This is a genomic window from Lutibacter sp. (assembly GCF_046055765.1).
Lineage (GTDB): Bacteria > Bacteroidota > Bacteroidia > Flavobacteriales > Flavobacteriaceae > Lutibacter.
The window spans coordinates 1-24,605 of record NZ_JASFZF010000112.1 but is presented as its reverse complement, the minus strand read 5'-3'; the positions used below and the strand labels follow the sequence as shown (position 1 = coordinate 24,605).

Sequence of the window (24,605 nt, the reverse complement as noted above, 5' to 3'; positions counted from 1 at the left end):
CCTGCGAAGGCAGGAATCCATAAATAGGATGCGTTTAGATTCCTGCCTTCGCAGGAATGACACCCGTTTTTACTATAGAATTTATAAATGACTAATAATCAGAAGTATTTATGTAGAACTCAGGTTATGAGTAATTCCAATTTCATCTCTAGCGGATTCAATTCCTAAAAAACCATCTTGCTGTTTAGCTAATTCAACCATTTTATCTGACATACTTTGATAATCTTCTGTAACTTCAGTCATAACTGAAGTGAAAATTACAGCATAATAAAGTGGATTTGGAGTATTGAAAATTATAATTATAAAAATAAAATTCTGTACTTTTGCACCCGATAAATGTACAAGAATGAGCGCACAAAAAAAAGTCGCATTTTATACACTTGGGTGTAAACTTAATTTTTCGGAAACTTCAACCATTGCAAGAAACTTTCAGAATGAAGGTTTTGATCGTGTTGAGTTTGATGAAAAAGCGGATATATATGTAATAAATACTTGTTCGGTAACTGATAATGCTGATAAACGTTTTAAAACAATTGTAAAATCAGCTTTAAAACAAAATGAAAACGCATTTTTAATAGCTATTGGTTGTTATGCACAATTAAAACCATCAGCATTAGCAGCTGTTGATGGTGTTGATATGGTATTAGGTGCTACAGAAAAATTTAAAGTAACCGATTATATAAACGACCTTTCTAAAAATGAAATGGGAGAAGTGCATTCTTGTGAAATTGAAGAAGCCGATTTCTATGTTGGAGCGTATTCAATTGGAGACAGAACACGTGCTTTTTTAAAAGTACAAGATGGTTGCGATTATAAATGTACCTATTGCACTATTCCCCTAGCTAGAGGGATTTCAAGAAGTGACACGTTAGAAAATGTGTTAAAAAATGCCAAAGATATTTCAGAAAAAGGTATTAAAGAAATTGTATTAACGGGTGTTAATATTGGCGATTATGGAAAAGGTGAATTTGGAAATAAAAAACACGAACATACATTTTATGAATTAGTTGAAGCTTTAGATAAAGTTGAAGGAATTCATCGCTTAAGAATTTCATCTATTGAACCTAATTTATTAACTAATGAAACCATTCAATTTGTTTCAAAATCGAACAATTTTGTACCCCATTTTCACATTCCTTTACAAAGTGGAAGTAATGAATTATTGAAATTAATGAAGCGTAGATATTTACGTGAAACGTACGACAATAGAGTTGCTGAAATTAAAAAAACAATGCCAAATGCTTGTATTGGTGTTGATGTTATTGTTGGATTTCCTGGTGAAACAGATAAGCTGTTTTTAGAAACCTACAATTACTTAAACGAATTAAACATTTCTTATTTACATGTTTTTACCTATTCTGAAAGACCAAACACTGAAGCTGTTGAAATGGGTAACATTGTTCCTCAAAAAGTGAGAGCAAAACGCAGTAAAATGCTTAGAGGTTTATCTGTAAAAAAGAGAAGAGCTTTTTATGAAAGTCAACTTGGAAATGAACTAACGGTACTCTTTGAAAGTGAAAATAAAAATGGATATATTCAAGGATTTACTCAAAATTATGTAAAAGTTAAAACTCCTTGGAATCCTGAATTGGTGAATACACTTCAACAAATAAAATTATCCAAAATTGATGAAGATGGAATTGTACGATTTAATTGGGTAACTATTCCTACTTTTGCATAAAATTAGTTAAAATAATGGTTGAATTATACACTTTTGCAATCTTAATATTTACATCATTTTTTACATTGATAAACCCGTTAGGTACCATGCCTATATTTATGTCAATGACAGCTACTTTAAGTAAAGCACGCCGTAAACAAACAGCTAAAAAGGCAACTTTAGTAGCTTTTTTTACTATTATAGCATTTGCCTTTTCTGGACAAATTTTATTTAATTTCTTCGGAATTTCAGTAAATAGTTTTAGAATTGTTGGTGGTGTTATTTTCTTCACTATGGGATGGGATATGCTACAAGCTAGATTAGGAAGTATTAAACACACAGATGATGAAGATAAAATTGATGCTTATGTTGAAGATATTTCAATAACACCACTAGCAATTCCTATGATTTGCGGACCTGGAGCAATTACAAATGCCATTATTTTAATGGAAGATGCACCCGAAATTTCACAAAAAATAGTATTAATTTCAGTAATTGCTTTTGTCCTATTATTAACCTACTTAATATTAGTTGGTGCAAGTAAAATTACTGACAAACTTGGTGAAACAGGAAATAAAGTAATGATGCGATTAATGGGTTTAATTGTAATGGTTATTGCTGTTGAATTTTTCTTTAGTGGTTTAAAACCTATAATTATAGATATTATGAATAGCTAATGAAATCGACAAAAATTCATATTTACTTTGTGCCCGGATTAGCTGCAAGTTCAAAAATATTTGAATACTTACAATTTTCAGAAACCAAATTTGAACTTCATTATATAGAATGGTTACTACCTCTTTCTGAAAAAGAAACTATTGAAAATTATGCCAAACGAATGGCTAATCTAGTTACTGAAGAAAATCCGGTTATAATTGGAGTTTCTTTTGGTGGTATTATGGCTCAGGAAATGAGTAAACATATATCCACAAAAAAAACAATAATAATTTCAAGCGTAAAAAGTAAAAATGAGCTACCAAAACGGCTAAGAGCAATTCAAAAAACAAAAGCTTATAAATTATTCCCTACCAAAGCTATCACAAATTTAGAAAATTTTTCAATCTATGCATTTGGAGATTTTGCAAAAAAACGAGTAGCCCTTTATAAAGAATATCTTTCTGTAAGAGATACCAACTATTTAACTTGGGCAATATATAATGTACTTCATTGGCAACAAGATAAACCCATTGAAAATATACTTCATATTCATGGAGTTGATGATTGCATTTTCCCTATTAAGCATATAAAAAATTGTATTGCTATTGAAAAAGGTACACATATTATGATTATTGATAAAGCAAAAACAATTAGTGAAATAATAACGAACTCCCTTAATTGTTAAAATAACAATCTTATTGCTATAAATTCAAAATTAGTTGTAATTTAACAACAATAAATACTATATATTATGAACAAATCAATAAAATTTTTAGGCCTTATTGCCATAATAATGATAAGTTCATTATTTATTTTTTCAACTAGTACAATAAGTATAAAAAAAACTGATGGCAAAAATGAAAGTGATAAAAATACCAGTGAAACTTATAAAATTAAGGCACTAAAGATTCCCTTAAATTTATCTTTTGCTGGAGAACCTGTACCAATTGAAAAAACTGACATTAAAGAACGTATTGATAGAGAATTATTGGTAAATACTTATTGGCAATCTAACGGCTTACTTTTATTTAAAAGAACTCATAAATACTTTCCAGTAATTGAGCCTATTTTAGAAAAAAATGGAATTCCCAATGATTTTAAATATCTGGCAGTTATTGAAAGTGGTTTACAAAATGTAACTTCACCTGCAGGCGCAAAAGGTTTTTGGCAACTTATGAAATCAACCGCAAAAGAAAATGGTTTAGAAGTAAATGACAATGTAGATGAACGTTATCATTTAGAAAAAGCAACTCAAGCTGCCTGCGACTATTTGAAAGCTGCAAAAAAACGATTTGGAAGTTGGACAATGGCAGCAGCAGCATACAATGCAGGTAATACAGGTATTGCTCGGAAAATTGAATCTCAAAAAGTTAATACTTATTACGATTTACTTTTGGGTGATGAAACACAACGTTATGTGCCAAGAATGGTTGCTTTAAAAGAAATACTAACAAATCCAAAAAAATATGGTTTTGTATTTGATGCTGAAGATTTGTATAAATTAGAACCCACTAAATTGATTAAAGTTGATACTGTTATTAATGATATTGCACAGTTTTCAAAAAATTTAGGCATTAATTACAAAATTTTAAAATTACATAACCCATGGTTACGTGAAAATAAATTAAATAACAAATCACGAAAATTATATACGTTAAAAATTCCTTCAGAAAACTAATATGAAACGAGCATAACAAATTTTGATACACAAAGGAATGATTAATAGCGAACAGCAGCTGTTTACCGCTATAAAATAAAATTTAAACAGATGAAAATGACAATAACAACAATTATTATCTTAATTATTATTGGTTTATTAGCGGGAATTTTAAGTGGTTTAGTAGGTGTTGGCGGTGGAATTATTATGGTTCCGCTCTTTATCATCTTTTTGGGATTAACTCAATATAATGCCCAAGGTTTAAGTTTAGCTGTTATGCTTCCTCCTGTAACATTTTTAGCAGTTTATAATTATCATACTGCAGGTAATGGCGGTAATATAGATTGGAAAGTTGCATTAATTGTTTCTGTATTATTTATTGTTGGTGGGTTTATTGGCTCTAAAATAGCACTTCAAATAGATCAAAGAATGCTTAAAAGAGTTTTTGGATTTATGATGTTAATTGTAGCTATAAAATTAATATTCACAAAATAAACATCAATTTTATAAGTTATTGAGTAATAAAAACTGAATTTTAAAAGGTTAGATAAAAATAACCTTATATTCGGCCTTTAATTTATACTAAAACGAACGAATGGATTTCACCAACCCATTAGTGTACGGAGTTCCTTGCTTCTTAGCACTAATTTTACTTGAACTTACCTACAGCAAAAGTCACAATAAAAAAAACCTGTATGAATGGAAGGATTTAGGAGCTAGCTTATTTATGGGTATTGGTTCTGCAATAATTGCACCTTTAATAAAAACAATTTCCGCAATTGTAATTTTTAATTTCATTTTTGAAATTTTTAATCCTGAAATTAATGGAATTAGAACAAATATTATGGGATGGAATTCTTTTGGATATGCATGGTACATTTGGATAGCTTGTCAATTATTAGATGATTTTACATACTACTGGTTTCATAGGCAAAACCACATGGTAAGAGCATTATGGGCCGCACATATTGTACATCATTCCTCAGATAATTATAATTTGGGCACTGCAGTACGCAATGGTTGGTTTACAATTTTGTATAAACCCCTATTTTATATGTGGATTCCGGCATTGGGTTTTAGACCAGAAATGGTAGTTGTATGCTTAGGAATTGAAGCTCTATGGCAATTTCAATTACATTCAGTTTATATTCCAAAAATGGGATTTATAGAAAAAATATTTAATACGCATACAATGCATCAAGTACATCACGCAAAAAATTTGGAATATATGGATAAAAATCACGGAGGTTTTTTAAATATATTCGATAAAATATTCGGGACTTGGAAAGAATTTGATGAAACTATTAAAGTTGAATATGGCGTAACTCATGCTCCAGATTCTTATAACCCTTGGGTAATTCTAACTCATGAATATAAAGATATTTGGATTGACACCAAAAAAACTAAAAATTGGTTTCATAAATTTATGTATGTATTTGGACCTCCTGGTTGGAGTCACAATAATAGTTCACAAACAGTAAAACAAATGCAATTAGAACTTAAACGAGAAAAGTTTAGTGCTAGTTAAGTTACTTTATAATTTATAAAAAATTATCTTTGTCAAATGGGTTTAACAAATAATGATGTTTTTAAAAAAATACGTGTAGCACTAAAACTACGTGATGACGATATTGTGAAAATTTGTAGTTTAGTTGACTTTAAGATAACAAAAAGTGAATTAGGAGCTATCTTTAGGAAAGAAGATCACCCAAAATATATGGAATGTGGCGATCAATTTTTACGTAATTTTTTAAACGGATTAATTATACACCTACGAGGACCTATGCCTCCTAAAAAAGAAACAAAATAGGAAATACTTAACAGAATGAAGTTTTTACTTCATTAAACTCTTCTATAATTTCTTTTAAAATTTCAGCTGCTGGTTTAATTTCATGAATTAACCCTGCAATTTGACCAATTTCTAATTCTCCATTTTCTATATCTCCCTCAAACATTCCTTTTTTTGCTCTTGCTCTACCCAACTTTTCTTTTAATTGTTCAACTGTAGGTTTTTGTTGATATAATTCTTGAAGTTCATTATAAAACTTATTTTTAATTAAACGAACTGGCGCTAATTCTTTTAAGGTTAATTGCGTATCACCATCTTCAGTTTTTACAACCTCTTCTTTAAAATTTATATGAGCTGATGATTCTTCACTCGCTACAAATCTACTCCCAATTTGAACAGCATCTGCACCTAAAACCATAGCTGCCAACATTCCTCTTCCAGTTCCAATACCACCTGCTGCAATTACAGGGATTGTTAATTTTTCTTTTACCATTGGTATTAAAGTAAATGTGGTAGTTTCTTCTCTTCCATTATGACCTCCTGCTTCAAATCCTTCAGCAACAACAGCATCAACACCTGCTAATTCAGACTTTAAAGCGAATTTTACACTGCTTACCACATGAACAACTGTAATACCCTTTTCTTTTAAAAAAGGTGTCCAAGTTTTAGGGTTTCCGGCAGAAGTAAATACAATTTTTACACCTTCATCAACAATAATTTGCATAATTTCTTCAATATTAGGATATAACATTGGCACATTTACTCCAAAAGGTTTCCTAGTTGCTTTTTTACATTTTTGAATATGCTCTCTTAAAACATCTGGGTACATAGAACCTGCTCCAATTAAACCTAATCCACCTGCATTACTTACTGCCGAAGCTAACTTCCAACCACTATTCCAAATCATCCCAGCCTGAATTAATGGGTATTTAATTTTAAAAAGTTCAGTAATACGATTGTTCATTTAATTTTTAAGGACTTTTATTGTTTTTATTGTATCGTTATATTTCATTTGAACCATATACAACCCTTTAGATAACGATGAAATATTAATTTTTGGATTATTCTTTTGAACTGTTGTTTGTAATATATTTTTTCCTAGTAAGCTATAAATTACAACTTCTATTTCATTAATATTTGTAGGAAATTTAAAATTAATTGTATTTTTTGTTGGATTTGGATACACACTAATTACACCTTCCAATATAATCTCTTTTGAAAAAACACCTTCACAAGCAACACTCGTCTTTACTTCTACTAAATCTCCAGAATTAACATCAACTTCAAATTTACTATTTGATGTTTGCATTTCTTTAGTTCCATTTACATATACCGTAAATGGTTTAGTTCCTTCACTTAATTCTATAATAATTGATTTTGAAGTAATACTAGCCTTCCCCGAAATAGTAGTTCCCGCATTTACAGCGATATTAAAACACTGCTCATAACTTTGGGCTGCTATAAAAACACAAACTTCATAAATACCAACCTCTAAATCTTCAAGACTCAATATATTATCTAAAAAAGAGTAATTAGTACCATTTACCGTCGCTGTATAATTATACGTTTCAGAAGCTGTGATTGTAATTTTCCCATTATTTTTATTAGGACAAGTTTCACTAATCACTTCAATATTAAAATTATCTGAAGATAACAATAAACAACCATTAGCATCAACTAAAGTTCCCGCAGGTGTATTTGGACATAAATCTAGATTGTTCAAAACGCCATCACCATCAAGGTCGTTCATATCAATTGAGAGTAAATTATATACGGTTTCAAAATTAGGAATTCCATAGCCTTCTTGAGCTGTAGGGCTAGCATACAAATGAGATGATTCTTTAATTAGTTGAACAATTTCGGCATTACTTTTATTAGGAAAGGCTTGCCATAAACATGTAACAACACCCGCTAAAACAGGTGATGAAAATGAGGTGCCATTTGATGTTGCAACATTTCCTGAGGAGTTTATTATATAAACATTAGCACCTTGCGCACAAACATCAGGTTTTATTCTACCATCTGAAGTTGGACCGTAAGAGCTAAAACTTGCAATTATACCAGAAGCATCTACGGCTCCAATACTTAATACCGATGCAGCATCAGCTGGTGCACTTATGTAGTGCCAAGCACTATTCCCTTCATTACCTGCTGAATTTACGATTATCATTCCTCGAGAAAAAGCAATTTCAGCCCCTCTTGAAATAAACGTAGTTTGCCCATCCATATCAGCATACCCATAATTATAATTTGAATTATCAAAAGTTGTATAACCCAAAGACGTATTTATAACATCTACGCCTAAACTATCTGCCCTTTCTGCTGCTTCTACCCAAAGACTTTCTTCTAAAGGTGTTTCATTATCTGTATCTTCAGAAATAAATAAATAAAACTCAGCATCTGGCGCCGTACCAATAAATTCATTATCTAAATATCCTCCAATTGTTGATAAAACAGCCATTCCATGATAAAAACCTGTATAAAAATTATCATTTCTATTCACAAAATCGTAACCGCCTAAAATTTGATTATTATCTCTAATTCTTTGGAAAGCACTATAATTATCCACATTGGGAAATCCAGCATCAATAATTGCAATTTGCATTCCTTGACCTGTAAAATTATTTTGATGTAAAACTTCTCCACTTAACATTTCAATTTGGTTGGCTCCATTACCATAATTGTAATCTGTAACAATATCAAGCGTTTTATTAGTTTGAATAACTTTCTTGTTTTTTAAGCTTTTCCCTCCAGTATTTAATGATTTGTTAGCATAATAAACACTATTCACAAAATTTAAATTTAATAAATTATCAATATCGGCTTTTATGCCTTGAATGTGCAGCGCATTTAACCATTTAGATCGTGCTTTGATTGTAATTCCTGCTGAGTTTTTTACTTGTAACACATAATTAGCTTCAACTGGAATATCTTTAATATCTAGTGCAATATTATAACGTGTTCTTCTATCTAATGCCCTTTGAGTAAGCATTGTTAATGGTGAATTTGTAAAAGTAGTTTCACTGGGCTTGTCATTAAAATAAACCCAAGCATCTTCAACTTGTGCAAATGATTTTGTTAACGAAAAAATTAGAAGAAATATTAGTAATTTTTTTTTCACAATAGTTTATTTAGGGGTTTCATTATCAAAAATAACAATTTTTATTCAATTTTATATTTTAATTAGTATTAAAGATTAAGCTATTACTCCAGAACCTAACAACTCATCACCCACATACCAAGCAACAAATTGACCTTCTGTAATTGCAGATTGTTCATTTTTAAATTGAACATACATTCCTTTTTCAACTTTATACAGTATGGCTTTTTCTAATTTTTGGCGATATCTAATACGACTTTTCACATCCATAGATTCTCCATTTTTTAATACCAAATCTTTTCTTATCCAATGTAATTCTTCATTTAAAACAAATAATGTGTTTCTGTACAATCCTTTATGTGCTTTACCTTCACCTGTATAAATCACATTTTCAATAACATTAGTATCAATTACAAATAAAGGTTCTTTCATTCCTCCTACTGCCAATCCTTTTCGTTGTCCTTTTGTAAAATAATGAGCCCCTTGATGTTTTCCAACAACATCTCCATCTGATATATTATAGTTGTATTTAGTTGCAAAAAAAGCTAACTCTTCTTCTTTATTTAAAAAATTTGGAATTTCTCTTTCAAATATTTTTGAGTTACCCGGAATTTTAACAATAACACCTTCTTTTGGCTTTAATTTTTGTTGTAAAAATTCTGGTAAACGAACTTTTCCAATAAAACATAAGCCTTGAGAATCTTTCTTCTCAGCAGTAATTAAATCTTGTTCAGCCGCAATCTTACGCACTTCGGGTTTTGTTAATTCACCAATTGGAAATAATGCTTTTGACAATTGTTCTTGAGATAACTGACATAAAAAATAGGATTGATCTTTATTATTATCAGCTCCAGCTAATAATTTATAAACATTATCTCCATTTATTATTTCTTCTCCTTTTCTACAGTAATGACCTGTAGCCACAAAATCAGCTCCTAATTCTTCAGCAATCTTTGAAAAAACATCAAATTTAATTTCTCTATTACATAAAACATCAGGGTTTGGAGTGCGCCCCATTTCGTATTCTTTAAACATATAATCAACAATCCGTTCCTTATATTGCTCACTTAAATCTACAACTTGAAATGGAATTCCTAATTTATCAGCAACAAGCATAGCATCATTGCTATCTTCTAACCAGGGACATTCATTGGATATTGTTACAGAATCATCATGCCAATTTTTCATAAAAAGTCCAATTACCTCATAACCTTGTTCTTTTAACAAGTATGCTGCTACACTGCTATCTACTCCACCTGAAAGACCTACTATAACACGTTTCATTTTTCTTTAATTTGGAGTGCAAAGTTACGGATTCTTATTATATAAGTAAGCGTAGCTAGTTATTGCTTTTAAGCTTAAATCAATTCATCAAAAAAGGTAATTTCGTATCTATTAAATAACTTTTACGTTTACGGTGTTTAATCCTTCTTATTCTTCTGTTTTTTTGAATAGCTCCAAGCACCAAAAGCCAAAATAATATAAAGTATTATTATGGTAATTAACTGTTCCCATTTATTGGTAAATTCATAGTACAAAATTAGCATTCCGCCAATGCCTAATCCAACTATAGACAATGCTGTTAGAAATTTTGAAGAGTTCGTCTTATCTCTTATTTTATAATTGGCAACAGCCATTAATAATGATACCAACAAAAAGGTAATACTTCCAAATTCAAGTATTAATTCAAGACCACCAATTAATATTAGAATGCTCGACATCACTGCCATTCCGATAATGGCATTTTGCGGACTATTATTTTTTCTAATGGCTAACCAATTTGGGAAGTAACCATCTTTTGCTACAACAGACATTTGTCTTGATGCACCAAAAACAGTCCCGCTTATAGCGCTACTTGTTGCCAATATTGCTCCAAGAATGACGAGGTTTGTACCTAGTTTTCCAAGTACATCTCCTGCTCCTGCAGCAAGTGCATATTCTTTATTTTTTATAATTTCCTCTGTTGGAATCGCAAACAATGCACCCATTGCAATTACTACATAAATTAAAATTGCTAAAGTTATAGCTGAGTAAATGGCTCTTGGAATATTTTTCTCAGGATTCGTCATTTCATTTACAGCGTTAATTACTAGCTGAAATCCTTCGTAAGAAACAAATGTTAATGAGGCAACTATTAGAATTGAAAATACACTTGAACTCTCTGCATCCATAGCCATATTTTCTATAAATGTTCCAAAATCAGTAGTTCCGTGCTGCATTAAAACAATTGATATAATTGTCAAAACAATTAATTTTGTATAAACCATTAAATCTTCAATTTTCCCCATTCCGTTTACACTCCAAATATTTATTAAAGTAAAAACGCCTATTACACCAATTGCAATGGCTTTTCTAAGCCATATATTATTTGCGAAATTGGAGCTACTTATAGCATAAGATGAAAAAGTGTAAGCATACAATGCCAAAGTGCTGATGTAACCGAAAATAATAAACCAGCCAATGGCTGAGGCTTTAAAATGTGATTTTGGATAGGTTCGCTTATAGAATGAGTAAGTTGCTCCCTCATCTCTATAATACAATCCTAATTTCACATAGGAATATGCAGCCAATGAAGCAATTAATCCACCAATAATAATTGCAATAGGTGTTAAATTTCCAATCATTGATACCGAAATACCAAGTATTGTAAAAATCCCTCCACCAACCATTCCTCCCAAGGCAATGGCAATAAGTTCAGCTAATCCTAAATTTTTGTTTCTTTTTCTGTGTAATGTCATAATTCTCTTGAATATAGAATTTTAATAGGTTGCATTATCATCTATAAATTCCATTGCTTCATCCATTTGGATAACGTCAAAATAGCGTTCTTTTCTGCCTTTACTTGCTCGTTCAAAAAATAGATTATCAATGGGCACTAATGCTTTAAGAATTTTAGAATGAGCCACAATGGCGAGATGCCCTAATTTCTTATAATGTCTCAAAACCCAAATAGTATCTTCCATAAATGCCTTAATACTGCTGTGACTTATTTTCATCTCGTCCAATTTTATTAAAACATTCACTTGTTTAAAACCTTGGTCTAATTTTTCTTGAAAAAACTTCTGACAAAGTTTTTCATCAGTTTCGGTAAAACCATCTATTACTTCTATAGCAATACTGTTTTTGGTTGAAGTTTCTAGTTGTTCAATCATATCTTTTTTGTTTATTTTTTTTAATTAGACATAACGGTTTATTTAGAGCATCGATAATACCAATTTTTACAACTCCTTCAATATTTTAATCATTAAGTAAAACCTTTTATATTATTTATGTAAACTCTTTTTTAACTTTCTTATTTCTTTATTTTTTAGAGTTGGAAGTTGGTCGTAAATTTCAAAAATTTTATCTTCTTTAATTCTTATGCCATCTAAATATAAATCAATTGGATAAAATGCACCACCTTTTAAACCTTGTTCAGCAATTTGATCGACAGATATTGTACTAATTCCCATAAATTTTGAAGTGTTAAATACAACATTATCAAATGTAATATAAAGTAATTCTGAACAGATAATTTTTTTACTAGATTCAACATCATATCCAAAATCATATTTTTTTCCAATTTGAGCAAATGCTCTAATAATTAGTTCTCTTTTTTCCTCTATGGTTAGTTCTTTTACTAATCTTAAATGTACGTAATCATCAATATTTGAGAAATTTTTAAAAGTGTTACATTCAACTTTACGTCTTAATGCTTCAATAATTACCTTTCCTTCTTTAATTTGTTTGTGATACTTTGTTACAAATTTATTATCCCAAACACCTAAGCCTTTTAATTGAGATTCATTTCCTATATAAATTGCTGCATGTCCCCAATATCCGGGAATAAATTTATCGGTTAATCTAAATGGTGTTTTTTCTAAAACTATATCTAAAGGTTGTAATAATTTTAAAGAAGTATTTATAAATTCATTGTTATTAAGTAATTCACCTTTTCTTGTAGCAAATATTCCCATAAAATTACTTACTACATTAGATAATCCAGAGAAAATGGCATTCAAAAAGTTATTAAAATTTACTTCAGCATAAAATGAACTCTTTTTATCAATTAACTTTCTGAAATATTTTTTAGATTTTTTAATATTTTTACCACTCGATAAGAAATTTTGATAATAGGTGGATTCTTTTATACGATTCTCAATTGCTTTATTTTCAACTCTTTGAATAGTATTTATACTATTTTTTTTTGAACGATTCCAAGACTCAAGAATTGATTTTCTAAACTTTCTTGAGATTAAAATTCTTTTTATTTTTTTTAAAGACTTTTTTTCTATTCTGTAAAATTTATTTTCTTCATTAATCAAATTATCTACTGTTTCATTATCACCAACTACCTTTTGCTGAAGTAAAAATGTTTCTAATGATTTTATTTTTAAATGTGTAGCTATTAAATTATTAAAAAGTAAGTTCCCACCTAAATTATCATCAATTTCAGCTAAAATTATAGATTCATTTAATACAGCTATTCTTTTTGAAAATTCTAGGTTAATAACATTAATATCTTTTCCTGTTAAAACATAATTTCTATTTCGAATTTTATGAAAATAGCTTGTACTATCTTTTAACTCATGTTGAAGAAGTTGGTGGGTTTTAAGTAATGCTAAATATTTTTGAAAGTTTGCATTTACACTGCTTGTTTCCTTTTTAACATTTTTGTTAGCATTAAATGAAATTTCACTACTTTGACTTAAAACAAATTGTGATGAAATTAAACCTAAAAAAACAAGTGCAAAACAATGTTTTGAAAAAAAATAAAAATTACTTTTCTTTGATTTTAAAATTTGAATGGCTTCTTTTGAACTGTTCACAATATTTACCCTAAACACTTATAATATCTAAAGTAAATATACATAATTTAAGGTGTTTAAATTTAATTAAAAACAACTAATACATATTGACAAAAATTAATGGTACTAAAATTAAATCAGCTATTAAGTAAGACGATAAATTTCCATAATTTCTTTCAAGATTTCATCAAAATCAATTTTTAAATCAACTAATTCTCCTGTATGAATATCCCAAACCCAACCATGAACTGTAATCCTTTTTTCGAGCAAAGCATTTTGAACAACTGCAGTTTTTATAACATTTATACATTGCTCTTGCACATTTAGCTCTACAAGCCTATTGTATTTATCATCTTTATTTATGATTAAATCCAATTCCGTATGGTGTAATCTATATACATCACGGATATTTCGTAACCAAGGATTTAACAACCCCAAATCTTTCGATAACATCGCTTCTTTTACACCTCCACAATTGTAATGCCCACAAACAACAACATGTTTTACATTCAAATGACTTACCGCATAATTTATTACAGACATCACATTTAAATCTGTATTTGGAACCATATTTGCAATATTTCTATGTACAAAAACTTCACCTGGTTGAACACCCATTAAGTCTTCTGCTGAAACACGACTATCAGAACAGCCTATGTATAAAATTTGTGGTTTTTGACCTTCAGCCAAATTTTTAAAATAATTTTTGTCAACTTTAAGTTTTTCAACTATCCAATTTTTATTGTTTTTAAATATTTTTTTTATATCCAAAATTTTAAATTTTAATTAGCTTTAATACTATCTAAAGGTTTTCCATCTTCAAAAAACTCCCACTTTCCTACTTTTTCATCATTTTCATAATCTCCCCAATATATTAATTTTCCTTTAATATTATAGTACTTTGCAGGTCCTTGAAGTTTATCATTTTCGTAATTTAAATCATCTAATAAAACTCCATTATCTGCATATCGTTTTAAATTTCCATGTAATTTACCATTCTTATAATGAGATGATTCAGTTATTTTTCCAGTAACATAAAATGTTTTAGACTCACCATTTAAAATACCATTTTCATAATTCTCTTCGGCAAGTATTGCTGTTCCATTGGGATGATAATATAGCCATTTTCCAACTCTTTCTTTACCTTTCATTTCTCCAATGCTCTTTAAAACCCCCTTTTCTGTGAAAAACTGAACTTTGGCTATATTTTCATCTTTTAAAAATGTTTTAATAGCAGTTGGATGCTCGGAACTTAAAATACTATAATACTTAAAAACACCTACTTCTTTTCCATCTTTAAACTGACCTTGGTATCTGATACGTTTATTATTATGGTATTTTTTCCAAACACCTGTTCTTTCACCATTTGCATTTAACTGATTTATTTTTTTTTGTGCATTTATAGTTTGATAACTAAATATGGTTATCAAAAAAAATACAACTATTGAATCATAAATTCTCATTTTTATTTATTCTGAAGGAATTGTTTTTACCCAGTTTAGTACTGTTTCATACTGTTTTTTAGTCATTTTTGCATCTTTATGAAGTATTAAATAACTTTTTAAAGGCATTTCGTGATCTTCTAATTCTTCCTTTAAATCTTTTAAAATATGATTTTTTTGATCCTTGTTGTAAGCAGCCCATTCTGAAAAATTTAAATGCTCTTTTCCTTCATTTACGTGTTGTGCCAAATACCAAGATACAGGTGCAATTTCACTATACCAAGGATACATTGTTGTATTAGAATGACAATCTAAGCACGAAGTTTTAATAATTTGATTTACATTATCTGGAACTTCCATTACAGTTGTTATATCACTTGTTTTGTCATTAGAATCATTCTTTTCAGGACGAATAAATTGTATTAAAATAATTACAACTAAAATTCCTAAGAGTACTTTTTTCATTATCTATAATTTTAATATTTCTTCTAATTGAGACTCATTTACTAATAATAACTTTGCTTTTACTAACCTTGGAGTTAATTTTTTCCAGTTATTATTTTGCTTAAATATATTTTTAAAAATAACTTTTGCTTCAGCCATCTCATTATTATTTGCCAAAGTTACAGCATACCAGTATTTCATTTCTAAATTATTGGGATTTATTTTTTGAGCAGTTTTATAATGTTCTTTTGCTAGTTTAAAATTGTTTTGTTCCACAGCTAAATCACCTTTATTCATAAATTCATAAGCGGAATGAATTGTTAACAATCTACGCATTTCAACTAAAGGATTATCACTATCTTCAACTCGTAAATCTACTACTTTATCTTCCCAACTATTACCCGTACTCTTTGCTTTAACAACTAAAATTGCGACAGATTGTTTTCCTCTAATATCACCACCTTCTTTTTGAGCAGCTTCCATGGCAATAAGCATACGTTCAGCTAAACTCCCTTTTGAATTTTTAAATGCCTTTTCCATGGCAGGCCAAACGGTATTTTTTTCCATTAAATTAGCTTGAACTGAAAAATTATCTCCAATTATATGTCCGGCTGCTTCAATACAGTTTTTACCTGTATATGTATATACATTACCTTGAACATCTAAAATTGCCAATTGCCTAACATCTCTTCCTGCATCTAATTTTAACAATGTTTCTACTGCTAATTTTGGCGTTAATCCATTTTCTAATAAACTAAGTCCTCTTGGTCCAAATGAAGGATTTATAAATGATTGTGTTGCAACAACACCAACACCCGCTTTTCCCCAAGCAACTAAACTACCTACAGAAAACCAGTGAGATTGAACCGCAACACCCATTTCACCAGTTACTGTATCTCTTGCAACTATAGAAAATGTATGTGCAAAAGGTTCTTTTTTTGAATAAACTTGTTGAGAAAATCCGTTAAAATTGAATATAAATGTTAGAAGTAATGCAGCTGATAATTTCATAATTTTGTATTTTAAAAAAATAAAGATACTATTCTTTTCATATATTTAAATAAACTTTTAATTATGCGAATTTCAAATTTTTGGTTTTATACAATTATGATTGTTGTTATTGGTCATGTAATTGCTGGTTTTATATATTTATTATATAAATTATCACCAAAGAAAAAGGACAAACAGCAAAATGAATAAAGAGTATTTAATTTTACAACTTAATAATATTAAAAATGCTAAACGTGAAAATCGTTTATGTGTTGCCAACTTAGTTATAGAAAATCCTATTCTTTTTAAATATTTACTTGAATTAGTAGTTGAATTTAATAACAAGTTATCTATTAAAGCCGCTTGGGTATTAGAATTTGTTTGTACTAAAAAATTGGATTGGTTAGCACCACATCTTAATTATTTCACCAAAAATATTCACAAAATTAAATTTGATAGTGCTGTACGACCCGTTGCAAAAATATGTGAATTTTTAGCAAAATCACACACTTCAACACAAGCTTCAATAATTAAAAATAAAATAACCAAAAATCATATAAATAATATTATTGAAGCAGGATTTGATTGGTTAATTGGAAAACAAAAAGTGGCTGTAAAAGCATACACTATGGAAATGCTATATTTATTTGGTAAAAATGAAAAATGGATTCACCAAGAATTACAATTAATTATACAACAGAACATTATAAATGAAAGTGCTGCTTATAAAGCTCGTGGAAAGAAAATTTTAAGTTGGATTAAAAATAAATAAACCTATTAATTTAGGTTAATTTCATTAATTTTGTTTTTCAATACAAAACTAAAAAATGTCTTTAACAATTTTAAACGCAATATCTCCAATTGATGGAAGATATAGAAACAAAGTAGAAAATTTAGCTCCTTTTTTTTCAGAAGAAGCGTTAATTAAATATCGTGTAAAAGTAGAAATTGAATATTTCATTGCATTATGTGAAATTCCACTACCACAATTAGCTAATTTTAATACTTCTCTTTTTGATAAATTACGTTCAATTTATCAAAATTTCTCATCTTCTGATGCACAAAAAATTAAAGACATTGAAAGCATTACAAATCATGATGTAAAAGCCGTTGAATACTTTATTAAAGAACAGTTTGACATCCTTAAATTACACGAATTTAAAGAGTTTATCCACTTTGGATTAACTTCACAAGATATAAACAACACAGCAACACCTTTATCTATTAATGATGCTTTTGATATTGTTTATTATCCAGAATTAGCAATACTTCTAGAAAAATTAAGACAATTAGCAATCGCTTGGGCAGATATTCCAATGTTAGCACGTACACATGGTCAGCCTGCATCACCAACCCGATTAGGAAAAGAATTTTTAGTATTTATTGAACGTATTGAACAACAAGTAAAACAACTTCAAAATATTCCTTATGCCGCAAAATTTGGTGGTGCAACTGGAAATTTCAATGCACATAAAGTTGCTTACCCCACCATAGACTGGAAAGCTTTTGGAACTCATTTTGTAGAAAAGGTTTTAGGCTTACACCACTCATTTCCTACTACTCAAATAGAACATTATGATCATTTAGCAGGAATTTTTGATGCTTTAAAACGGATTAATACTATTCTTATTGATTTTGACAGAGATATTTGGACGTATGTGTCTATGAATTATTTCAAACAAAAAATTAAAAAAGGTGAAGTTGGTTCCTCTGCAATGCCACATAAGGTGAATCCAATTGATTTTGAGAATTCTGAAGGTAACTTAGGTATGGCAAATGCAATTTTTGAGCATTTATCAGCTAAACTTCCAATTTCTCGCTTGCAAAGAGATTTAACAGATTCAACTGTGCTAAGAAATGTTGGTGTTCCGTTTGGACACACAATTATTGCCTTTGGTTCTACATTAAAAGGGTTAAATAAGTTATTAATTAACAAAGAAAAAATTGCTGAAGATTTAGAAAACAATTGGGCTGTGGTTGCTGAGGCAATTCAAACAATATTACGTAGAGAAGCATATCCAAATCCGTATGAAGCACTAAAAGGATTGACAAGAACTAATGAAAAAATCAACCAAAAATCTATGGCAGATTTTATTGAAAGCCTCAATGTTTCTAATGATATAAAGGCTGAATTAAAAGCTATAACACCTAGTAATTACACAGGAATCTAATGAAAAAATTTATACTAATATTCGCTTTATCAATAACAATTCTATCATGTAAAAATGAAGAATTAAATCCTGACCGTTTTAAAACAGGCACTTTTGAAATTCCTGAAGGAAAAGGTTATGAAAAAACTATAATTATTAGACAAGACTCTCTTCAAATTGAAAAATACGAAGACCGAATAGATTCACTTTCAATTACTTGGGAAAACAATTTTAATTACACACTTCAAATATTACACCCAAAAACAGCGATAGATGAAGAACCAATGCATATAAAAATTACCAACTTAAATAAGGATTCTTATGATTTTGAAGCTGTAATTGGACATTCTAATTTTATACAAAAAGGTACAATTTTCAAAAAATCAAATTAATCAATGGAATTATTTCTACAAGCCGACACTTGGATTGCACTTTTAACACTTACTTTTTTAGAAATTATTTTAGGAATTGATAATATTATTTTTATTTCAATTACAGCAGGTAAATTACCCAAAAATCAAATAAAAAAAGCGACTAGAATTGGCTTGTTACTAGCGCTTGTTTTTAGAATTTTATTATTATTAGGTGTTTCCTACTTAATTTCAATGAAAGAACCGTTCTATTCGTTTAATTTATCTTGGTTTAAGGCTGGCATCACTGGTCAAAGTGTAATTTTGTTCTTAGGAGGTATCTTTTTATTGTATAAAAGCACTAGTGAAATTCATCATAAAGTTGAAGGAATTACAAATGATGGAAAAATTAAAAAATCTAAAATTGCAGCTACTCTAGGGATGGTTGTTTTTCAAATTGTAATGATTGATATCGTTTTCTCATTCGACTCAGTATTAACCGCTGTTGGAATGACAAATGGAATAGAGGGAGCTTTAATAATTATGATTACAGCTGTTATTGTTTCAATGATAATTATGATGATTTTTGCCGTTCCTGTTGGCAAATTTGTAAACCAGCATCCTACCATACAAATGCTAGCGCTTTCATTTTTAATTTTAATAGGATTTATGCTTATAACAGAAGGAGCTCATTTATCTAATGCGGAGATATTCCATCAACATGTAGGAGCAATACCTAAAGGATATTTATACTTTGCTATTGCATTTTCACTAGGTGTTGAAGCTTTAAACATGAAGGTACGCAAGAAAGAATAATAGATCTGCACCTCATAAAGTACCGTAAAACAAGTAGTTAAAAAGGTGAAGAATAGCTTTAATTTAAATTCACAGTAACAATTGTTACTAAAGTCTGTACCATTTATTACCGTTTAAACATGTAACCTCAATTACATTTGCAGCATACTAAAAAACAAAAACTATGCAAATTAAAAATAGCCTATTAATTCTATTTTTCCTATCTAACATTTTGATTGTTAACGCTCAAAGTGAAAAAACTATTTCATTTAAAGAAGTGTTAACTAAAGTTGAAAAGAACAATCACACCATTAAAATTTCTGAACAAGATTTTAATATTGCAAAAGCAGATTATAACCAAACGAACTCAATTTTATTGCCAAATATTACTATTTCACATTCAGCAATTGCAACTACTAATCCTTTAATGGCATTTGGTTCAAAGTTAAATCAAGAAATTTTAGTACAAGCAGATTTTCTCCCATCAGTATTAAATAACCCAAAAGAAATTCAAAATTTTGCTACAAAAATTGAAGTTCAACAACCTATTTTTAATGCAGATGGATTGTTTATGCGCAAAGCCGCAAAAGCAAAAATGAACGCTATAGAACTACAATCAATAAGAACAACTGATTATATAAAATTAGAGGTTAAAAAAGCTTATATGCAATTACAAGTTGCCTATAAAGCAGTTGAAGTATTAGAAAAAGCAAAAGAAGCTGCACTAGAAAATAAAAAAATAGCCGATAATAACTTCAAAAATGGATATATGCAAAAAGCTGATATTCTATCTGTTGAAGTTCATGTTACTGAAGTTGAAAATCAATTAATTACTATAAAAAGTAATGTGAAAAATGCTTCAGATTATTTATTATTTTTAATGGGTGAAACCAGTAATGATTTATTAAAACCTTCCACAAAATTGGAAGCTTTGATAAATACTAGTTTGTATGACGAACAACTTTCTTTAAACAGAGCTGACATTGAAGCTATGGAAAAGAGTACAGAAGCTTACACCAATATGCATAAAGCTAATAAAATGAGCTATTTACCTAGATTAAATGCTTTTGGTAGTTATGAGATGTATGATGATACATTATTTGGCACAAATGCAAAAGGGTATTTAGTTGGCGCTCAATTATCATGGAATGTTTTTGAAGGTTTTAAACGTGTTGGTAAAACTCAAAAAAGTAAAGCTGAATTAGATAAAGCAGAGTTAAGCTTAGATCAATATAAAAAACAAAGTCAAGTTGAATTTAATAAAGCTAAACGCCAACTTAAAGATGCCGAAAATAAATTAAAACTTACAAATTTAGCAGTTGAACAATCTAAAGAAGCATTGAGAATAAGAACTAATAGGTTTGAACAAGGTTTAGAAAAAACCTCAGATTTGTTAATTTCAGAAACTCAATATTTACAAAAACAATTAGAATATCTTCAAACGGTATTCAACTATAATTTTACAAAAGCTTACGTGAAATTTTTAACGAAATAAATTTACTAAAGACATTAAATAGAATTAAAATATAAGTTTTTAAATAACTAAAAAAATGAAAGATATACTAAAAATTATTGTAATAGCAACATTGGTTTTTACAACTAGTTGCGGAAAAAAAGCAACAGCTATTGTTGACAATAGAACTGTTGTTCATGTAAAAGTTAACTCACCCTCTTCTGGAAATAATTCATTTATTTCTGCCAGTGGTAAAATTGAAGCGGTTCAAAATGCAAACCTAAGCACACGTATGATGGGTTTTGTAGATAATGTTCATGTAAACGTTGGAAATAAAGTATCAAAAGGTCAATTATTAGTTAGTATAAACAGTACTGATATTTCAGCGCAAAAAGCTCAGGTAGATGCTTCAATTACTGAAGCTACTGCAGCTTTTAAAAATGCTGAAAAAGATTACAATCGTTTTACTGCTTTATTTAAAGAAAATAGTGCATCACAAAAAGAAATGGATGATATTACCGCAAATTATGAAATGTCTAAAGCACGATTAGAGGCTACTAATCAAATGAAAAACCAGGTAAATGCACAATTGTCTTATTCAAACATTAGAGCACCTTTTAGTGGCGTTATTACTGGCAAGTTTGTAAATAAAGGAGATATGGCAAATCCCGGAATGCCTTTGATAAGTATTGAAACGCCTGGTAAGTATCAAATAATTTCAATGGTTCCTGAATCTGAAATTACTTCAATAAAAAAAGGAATTAAAGTAAACGTTCTTGTAAAATCTACCAATCAATTAGTAACTGGTAAAGTTTCTGAAGTTAGCACTTCTACAAAAAATACTGGTGGACAATATTTAGTAAAAATACTTTTAGATAAAACAGTTGTAAATTTACTTTCAGGTATGTTTACTTCAGTACAATTTCCTATTGAAAAAAACACTCATAAAACAAGTTTAATTTTAGTTCCTCAAAGCGCTCTTGTAAAACAAGGTCAGTTAACAGGTTTGTACACTATTGGAAATGAAAATAGTGCCATTTTAAGATGGTTAAGAATAGGGAAAACTTTTGGAGATCAAGTAGAAGTTTTATCTGGTTTGTCAGCAAATGAACAATATATTGTTTCGGCTGATGGTAAATTATTCAACGGAGCAAAAGTAACTATTCAATAAATTAATTTTCGCGTTAGGGATAGCCGTAGAAATACTTTTTTAAGAAAAAAAGATTGAAACGAATAGCCCGACCCCAAAGGGAAACGCCCAAATATAACATATTATGCAAGAAGGTATATCAGGTAAAATAGCCAATGTATTCATTAACTCTAAGCTAACAATTTTGTTAATGGTAGCCTTAATGGCTATTGGTATTTATAGTTCATTTTTAATTCCAAGAGAAGAAGAACCACAAATTATTGTTCCAATGGCCGATGTTTTGGTTAGTTATCCCGGTGCAAGTCCAACAGAAATTGAGAGTCGTGTTGTAAAACCATTAGAAAAAATTATTTCTAATATTAAAGGAGTTCAACATGTACATAGTATGGCAATGAATGGAAAATCTATGATAATTGTACAATTTTATGTTGGGGAAAATACAGAAGACTCCTATGTGAAATTATATGATGAATTAATGAGACACCAAGGAATGTTTCCTTCTGGCGTTACTCAACCATTAATAAAAACACGTTCTATTGATGACGTTCCTATGTTAGGATTAACTTTTTGGAGTGAAAATTATGATGATTTTCAAATTCGTCAAATTGCTGAAGAAGTTACCTCTGAAATTGAAAAAGTAAAAGATGTTTCAATAACTAAAGTAATTGGTGGAAGGAATCGACAATTAAAAATAGTACTTGATAAAGATAAAATGGCCGAAAATGGTGTTGATGCATTAGGTATTATGCAAATGATACAAGCCAATAATAGCAGTTCACAATCTGGAAGTTTTGTTAAAGGAGATCAAGAATATTTAATAACTACAGGTAAATTTTTAACTTCAGCAGATGATGTTAAAAACCTTGTAGTTGGAGTTTACAAAAAGATGCCTGTATACTTAAAACAGGTTGCTGAAATACAAGATGGTCCTTCAAGGCCTTCAAGCTATGTTTCTTTCGGTTTTGGGAAAGCTAACAGCAAATTTAATGAAAACCCTGCTGAATATTCAGCTGTAACACTTTCTGTAGCAAAAGTAAAAGGTGCTGATGCCATGAAAATTTCTGAGAAAATTTTAAAGAAAGTTGATCAATTAAAATTAAATTTAATTCCATCAGATGTTCATGTAAGTGTTACTAGGAATTATGGTGAAACAGCATCTCATAAAGTTGGTGAATTATTATTGCACCTAGGTGTTGCTATTTTAGCAGTAACTATTTTAGTAATGTTAGCTATGGGTTGGCGTGGTGGATTAGTTGTTTTCTTTTCAGTTCCATTAACATTTGCGCTAACATTATTTAGTTATTATTTATTGGGTTACACTTTAAATAGAATTACATTATTCGCTTTAGTATTTGTAGTTGGTATTGTTGTAGATGACAGTATTATTATTGCTGAAAATATGCACCGGCATTTTAAAATGAAACGATTACCATTTAAACAGGCTGCTATTTATGCAATTAATGAAGTTGGTAATCCAACAATTTTAGCAACGTTTACTGTAATTGCCGCAATTTTACCTATGGCATTTGTTTCAGGAATGATGGGGCCATATATGAGTCCAATGCCAATTGGAGCTTCCATTGCAATGATACTTTCATTATTTGTAGCTTTAACTATAACTCCTTATTTAGGATATCATTTATTACAAGAAAAAGATGAACAAAAAAATAAAGAAGAGGAAGGTTTAGAATCTAGCTGGGTTTATAAAATTTACAAAAAAACCGAACAACCTCTTTTGGATAGTAGAAAAAATCGTTGGGTAATGTTAGGTATTATTGGGGTGCTATTAATTGGTTCTATATTAATGTTCTTTACAAAATCTGTAGCCGTAAAAATGTTACCATTTGATAATAAAAATGAGTTTCAAGTGGTAATTGATATGCCAGAAGGAACTACTTTAGAAAGGACTGCTGCTGTAACGAAAGAAATAGCACAATACCTTTCTACTATTCCTGAAGTAGTAAGCTATCAAAATTATATTGGTACCTCTGCTCCTATCACATTTAATGGGTTAGTTCGTCATTATGATATTAGAGGAGGAAGTAATATGGCTGATATTCAAGTTAATTTATTACCAAAAGCTGAACGTGATTTACAAAGTCATGATATTGCGAAGCTTACACGTCCAGAAATTCAAAAAATTTCTAAAAAATATGGTGCAAACGTAAAATTAGTTGAAGT

Annotated in this window: 26 protein-coding genes; 15 read left to right on the top strand and 11 right to left on the bottom strand. The window is 29.4% G+C overall.

Features of this window, described 5'->3' with window-relative positions:
- Positions 1-108 precede the first annotated feature (108 nt).
- The gene (locus QM495_RS10925; protein WP_408672144.1) at positions 109-243 is read right to left on the bottom strand and encodes a hypothetical protein; all 135 of its coding nucleotides are present in this window, start codon (positions 241-243) and stop codon (positions 109-111) included.
- A 103-nt stretch (positions 244-346) separates the two neighbouring features.
- On the opposite strand from QM495_RS10925, the gene mtaB reads away from it, so the two are divergent.
- From mtaB to QM495_RS10890, 7 genes are all read left to right on the top strand, one after another.
- A complete protein-coding gene (gene mtaB, locus QM495_RS10920) occupies positions 347-1,681 on the top strand; it encodes a tRNA (N(6)-L-threonylcarbamoyladenosine(37)-C(2))-methylthiotransferase MtaB (protein ID WP_408672143.1) in 1,335 nt (444 codons plus the stop codon).
- A gap of 14 nt (positions 1,682-1,695) precedes the next feature.
- Positions 1,696-2,337, top strand: a complete 642-nt coding sequence (locus QM495_RS10915) for a MarC family protein (RefSeq protein ID WP_408672142.1) — start codon at positions 1,696-1,698, stop codon at positions 2,335-2,337.
- The gene (locus tag QM495_RS10910) at positions 2,337-3,002 is read left to right on the top strand and encodes an alpha/beta hydrolase (protein WP_408672141.1); all 666 of its coding nucleotides are present in this window, start codon (positions 2,337-2,339) and stop codon (positions 3,000-3,002) included. Before QM495_RS10915 ends, QM495_RS10910 begins: the two co-directional genes overlap by 1 nt.
- 66 nt (positions 3,003-3,068) lie before the next feature.
- Positions 3,069-3,995, top strand: coding sequence for a lytic transglycosylase domain-containing protein (locus tag QM495_RS10905; protein ID WP_408672140.1), 927 nt, complete (start codon positions 3,069-3,071; stop codon positions 3,993-3,995).
- Between the two features lie 90 nt (positions 3,996-4,085).
- The gene (locus QM495_RS10900; RefSeq protein WP_408672139.1) at positions 4,086-4,469 is read left to right on the top strand and encodes a TSUP family transporter; all 384 of its coding nucleotides are present in this window, start codon (positions 4,086-4,088) and stop codon (positions 4,467-4,469) included.
- Between the two features lie 100 nt (positions 4,470-4,569).
- Positions 4,570-5,502 (top strand): sterol desaturase family protein, encoded by a 933-nt coding sequence (locus tag QM495_RS10895; protein WP_408672138.1) that lies wholly within the window; start codon positions 4,570-4,572, stop codon positions 5,500-5,502.
- A 36-nt stretch (positions 5,503-5,538) separates the two neighbouring features.
- The gene (locus tag QM495_RS10890; protein WP_408672137.1) at positions 5,539-5,784 is read left to right on the top strand and encodes a DUF1456 family protein; all 246 of its coding nucleotides are present in this window, start codon (positions 5,539-5,541) and stop codon (positions 5,782-5,784) included.
- A gap of 7 nt (positions 5,785-5,791) precedes the next feature.
- On the opposite strand, the gene QM495_RS10885 is transcribed toward QM495_RS10890, so the two are convergent.
- The 10 genes from QM495_RS10885 to QM495_RS10840 form a co-directional block, all read right to left on the bottom strand.
- Positions 5,792-6,727, bottom strand: coding sequence for an NAD(P)H-dependent flavin oxidoreductase (locus tag QM495_RS10885; protein ID WP_408672136.1), 936 nt, complete (start codon positions 6,725-6,727; stop codon positions 5,792-5,794).
- Positions 6,728-8,884 carry a S8 family serine peptidase gene (locus tag QM495_RS10880; RefSeq protein WP_408672135.1) on the bottom strand — a complete coding sequence of 719 codons (2,157 nt, stop codon included), beginning with the start codon at positions 8,882-8,884 and terminating at the stop codon, positions 6,728-6,730.
- A gap of 75 nt (positions 8,885-8,959) precedes the next feature.
- Entirely contained in the window at positions 8,960-10,147 is a 1,188-nt protein-coding gene (gene mnmA / locus QM495_RS10875) for a tRNA 2-thiouridine(34) synthase MnmA (RefSeq protein ID WP_408672134.1), read from the bottom strand.
- Between the two features lie 137 nt (positions 10,148-10,284).
- Positions 10,285-11,601 carry an APC family permease gene (locus QM495_RS10870; protein ID WP_408672133.1) on the bottom strand — a complete coding sequence of 439 codons (1,317 nt, stop codon included), beginning with the start codon at positions 11,599-11,601 and terminating at the stop codon, positions 10,285-10,287.
- 21 nt (positions 11,602-11,622) lie between these two features.
- Positions 11,623-12,015 (bottom strand): STAS/SEC14 domain-containing protein, encoded by a 393-nt coding sequence (locus QM495_RS10865; RefSeq protein WP_408672132.1) that lies wholly within the window; start codon positions 12,013-12,015, stop codon positions 11,623-11,625.
- Positions 12,016-12,126: 111 nt separating this feature from the next.
- Positions 12,127-13,671, bottom strand: a complete 1,545-nt coding sequence (locus QM495_RS10860; protein ID WP_408672131.1) for a YiiX/YebB-like N1pC/P60 family cysteine hydrolase — start codon at positions 13,669-13,671, stop codon at positions 12,127-12,129.
- 123 nt (positions 13,672-13,794) lie between these two features.
- Positions 13,795-14,421, bottom strand: a complete 627-nt coding sequence (locus QM495_RS10855) for a carbonic anhydrase (protein WP_408672130.1) — start codon at positions 14,419-14,421, stop codon at positions 13,795-13,797.
- Between the two features lie 11 nt (positions 14,422-14,432).
- A complete protein-coding gene (locus QM495_RS10850) occupies positions 14,433-15,113 on the bottom strand; it encodes a toxin-antitoxin system YwqK family antitoxin (RefSeq protein ID WP_408672129.1) in 681 nt (226 codons plus the stop codon).
- A 6-nt stretch (positions 15,114-15,119) separates the two neighbouring features.
- Positions 15,120-15,557, bottom strand: coding sequence for a heme-binding domain-containing protein (locus QM495_RS10845; RefSeq protein WP_408672128.1), 438 nt, complete (start codon positions 15,555-15,557; stop codon positions 15,120-15,122).
- Positions 15,558-15,560: 3 nt separating this feature from the next.
- Positions 15,561-16,547 (bottom strand): DUF1028 domain-containing protein, encoded by a 987-nt coding sequence (locus QM495_RS10840; RefSeq protein WP_408672127.1) that lies wholly within the window; start codon positions 16,545-16,547, stop codon positions 15,561-15,563.
- 63 nt (positions 16,548-16,610) lie between these two features.
- Here QM495_RS10840 and QM495_RS10835 point away from each other — a divergent pair, with 63 nt between their 5' ends.
- The 8 genes from QM495_RS10835 to QM495_RS10800 all read left to right on the top strand — a co-directional run.
- The gene (locus QM495_RS10835) at positions 16,611-16,736 is read left to right on the top strand and encodes a hypothetical protein (RefSeq protein WP_408672126.1); all 126 of its coding nucleotides are present in this window, start codon (positions 16,611-16,613) and stop codon (positions 16,734-16,736) included.
- Positions 16,729-17,298: an adenylosuccinate lyase gene (locus QM495_RS10830; protein ID WP_408672125.1), complete on the top strand. Its 570-nt coding sequence runs from the start codon at positions 16,729-16,731 to the stop codon at positions 17,296-17,298. The genes QM495_RS10835 and QM495_RS10830 overlap by 8 nt, the downstream gene beginning before the upstream one ends.
- A 55-nt stretch (positions 17,299-17,353) precedes the next feature.
- Positions 17,354-18,697 carry an adenylosuccinate lyase gene (purB, locus tag QM495_RS10825; protein WP_408672124.1) on the top strand — a complete coding sequence of 448 codons (1,344 nt, stop codon included), beginning with the start codon at positions 17,354-17,356 and terminating at the stop codon, positions 18,695-18,697.
- Entirely contained in the window at positions 18,697-19,068 is a 372-nt protein-coding gene (locus QM495_RS10820; RefSeq protein ID WP_408672123.1) for a hypothetical protein, read from the top strand. Before purB ends, QM495_RS10820 begins: the two co-directional genes overlap by 1 nt.
- A gap of 3 nt (positions 19,069-19,071) precedes the next feature.
- A complete protein-coding gene (locus QM495_RS10815; protein WP_408672122.1) occupies positions 19,072-19,842 on the top strand; it encodes a TerC family protein in 771 nt (256 codons plus the stop codon).
- A 163-nt stretch (positions 19,843-20,005) separates the two neighbouring features.
- On the top strand, positions 20,006-21,316 hold the full coding sequence (locus tag QM495_RS10810; RefSeq protein ID WP_408672121.1) for a TolC family protein: 1,311 nt from the start codon (positions 20,006-20,008) through the stop codon (positions 21,314-21,316).
- Between the two features lie 55 nt (positions 21,317-21,371).
- On the top strand, positions 21,372-22,445 hold the full coding sequence (locus tag QM495_RS10805; protein WP_408672120.1) for an efflux RND transporter periplasmic adaptor subunit: 1,074 nt from the start codon (positions 21,372-21,374) through the stop codon (positions 22,443-22,445).
- 103 nt (positions 22,446-22,548) lie between these two features.
- Positions 22,549-24,605 (top strand): efflux RND transporter permease subunit (locus QM495_RS10800; protein ID WP_408672119.1); only part of this gene is annotated, 2,057 nt, incomplete at its 3' end.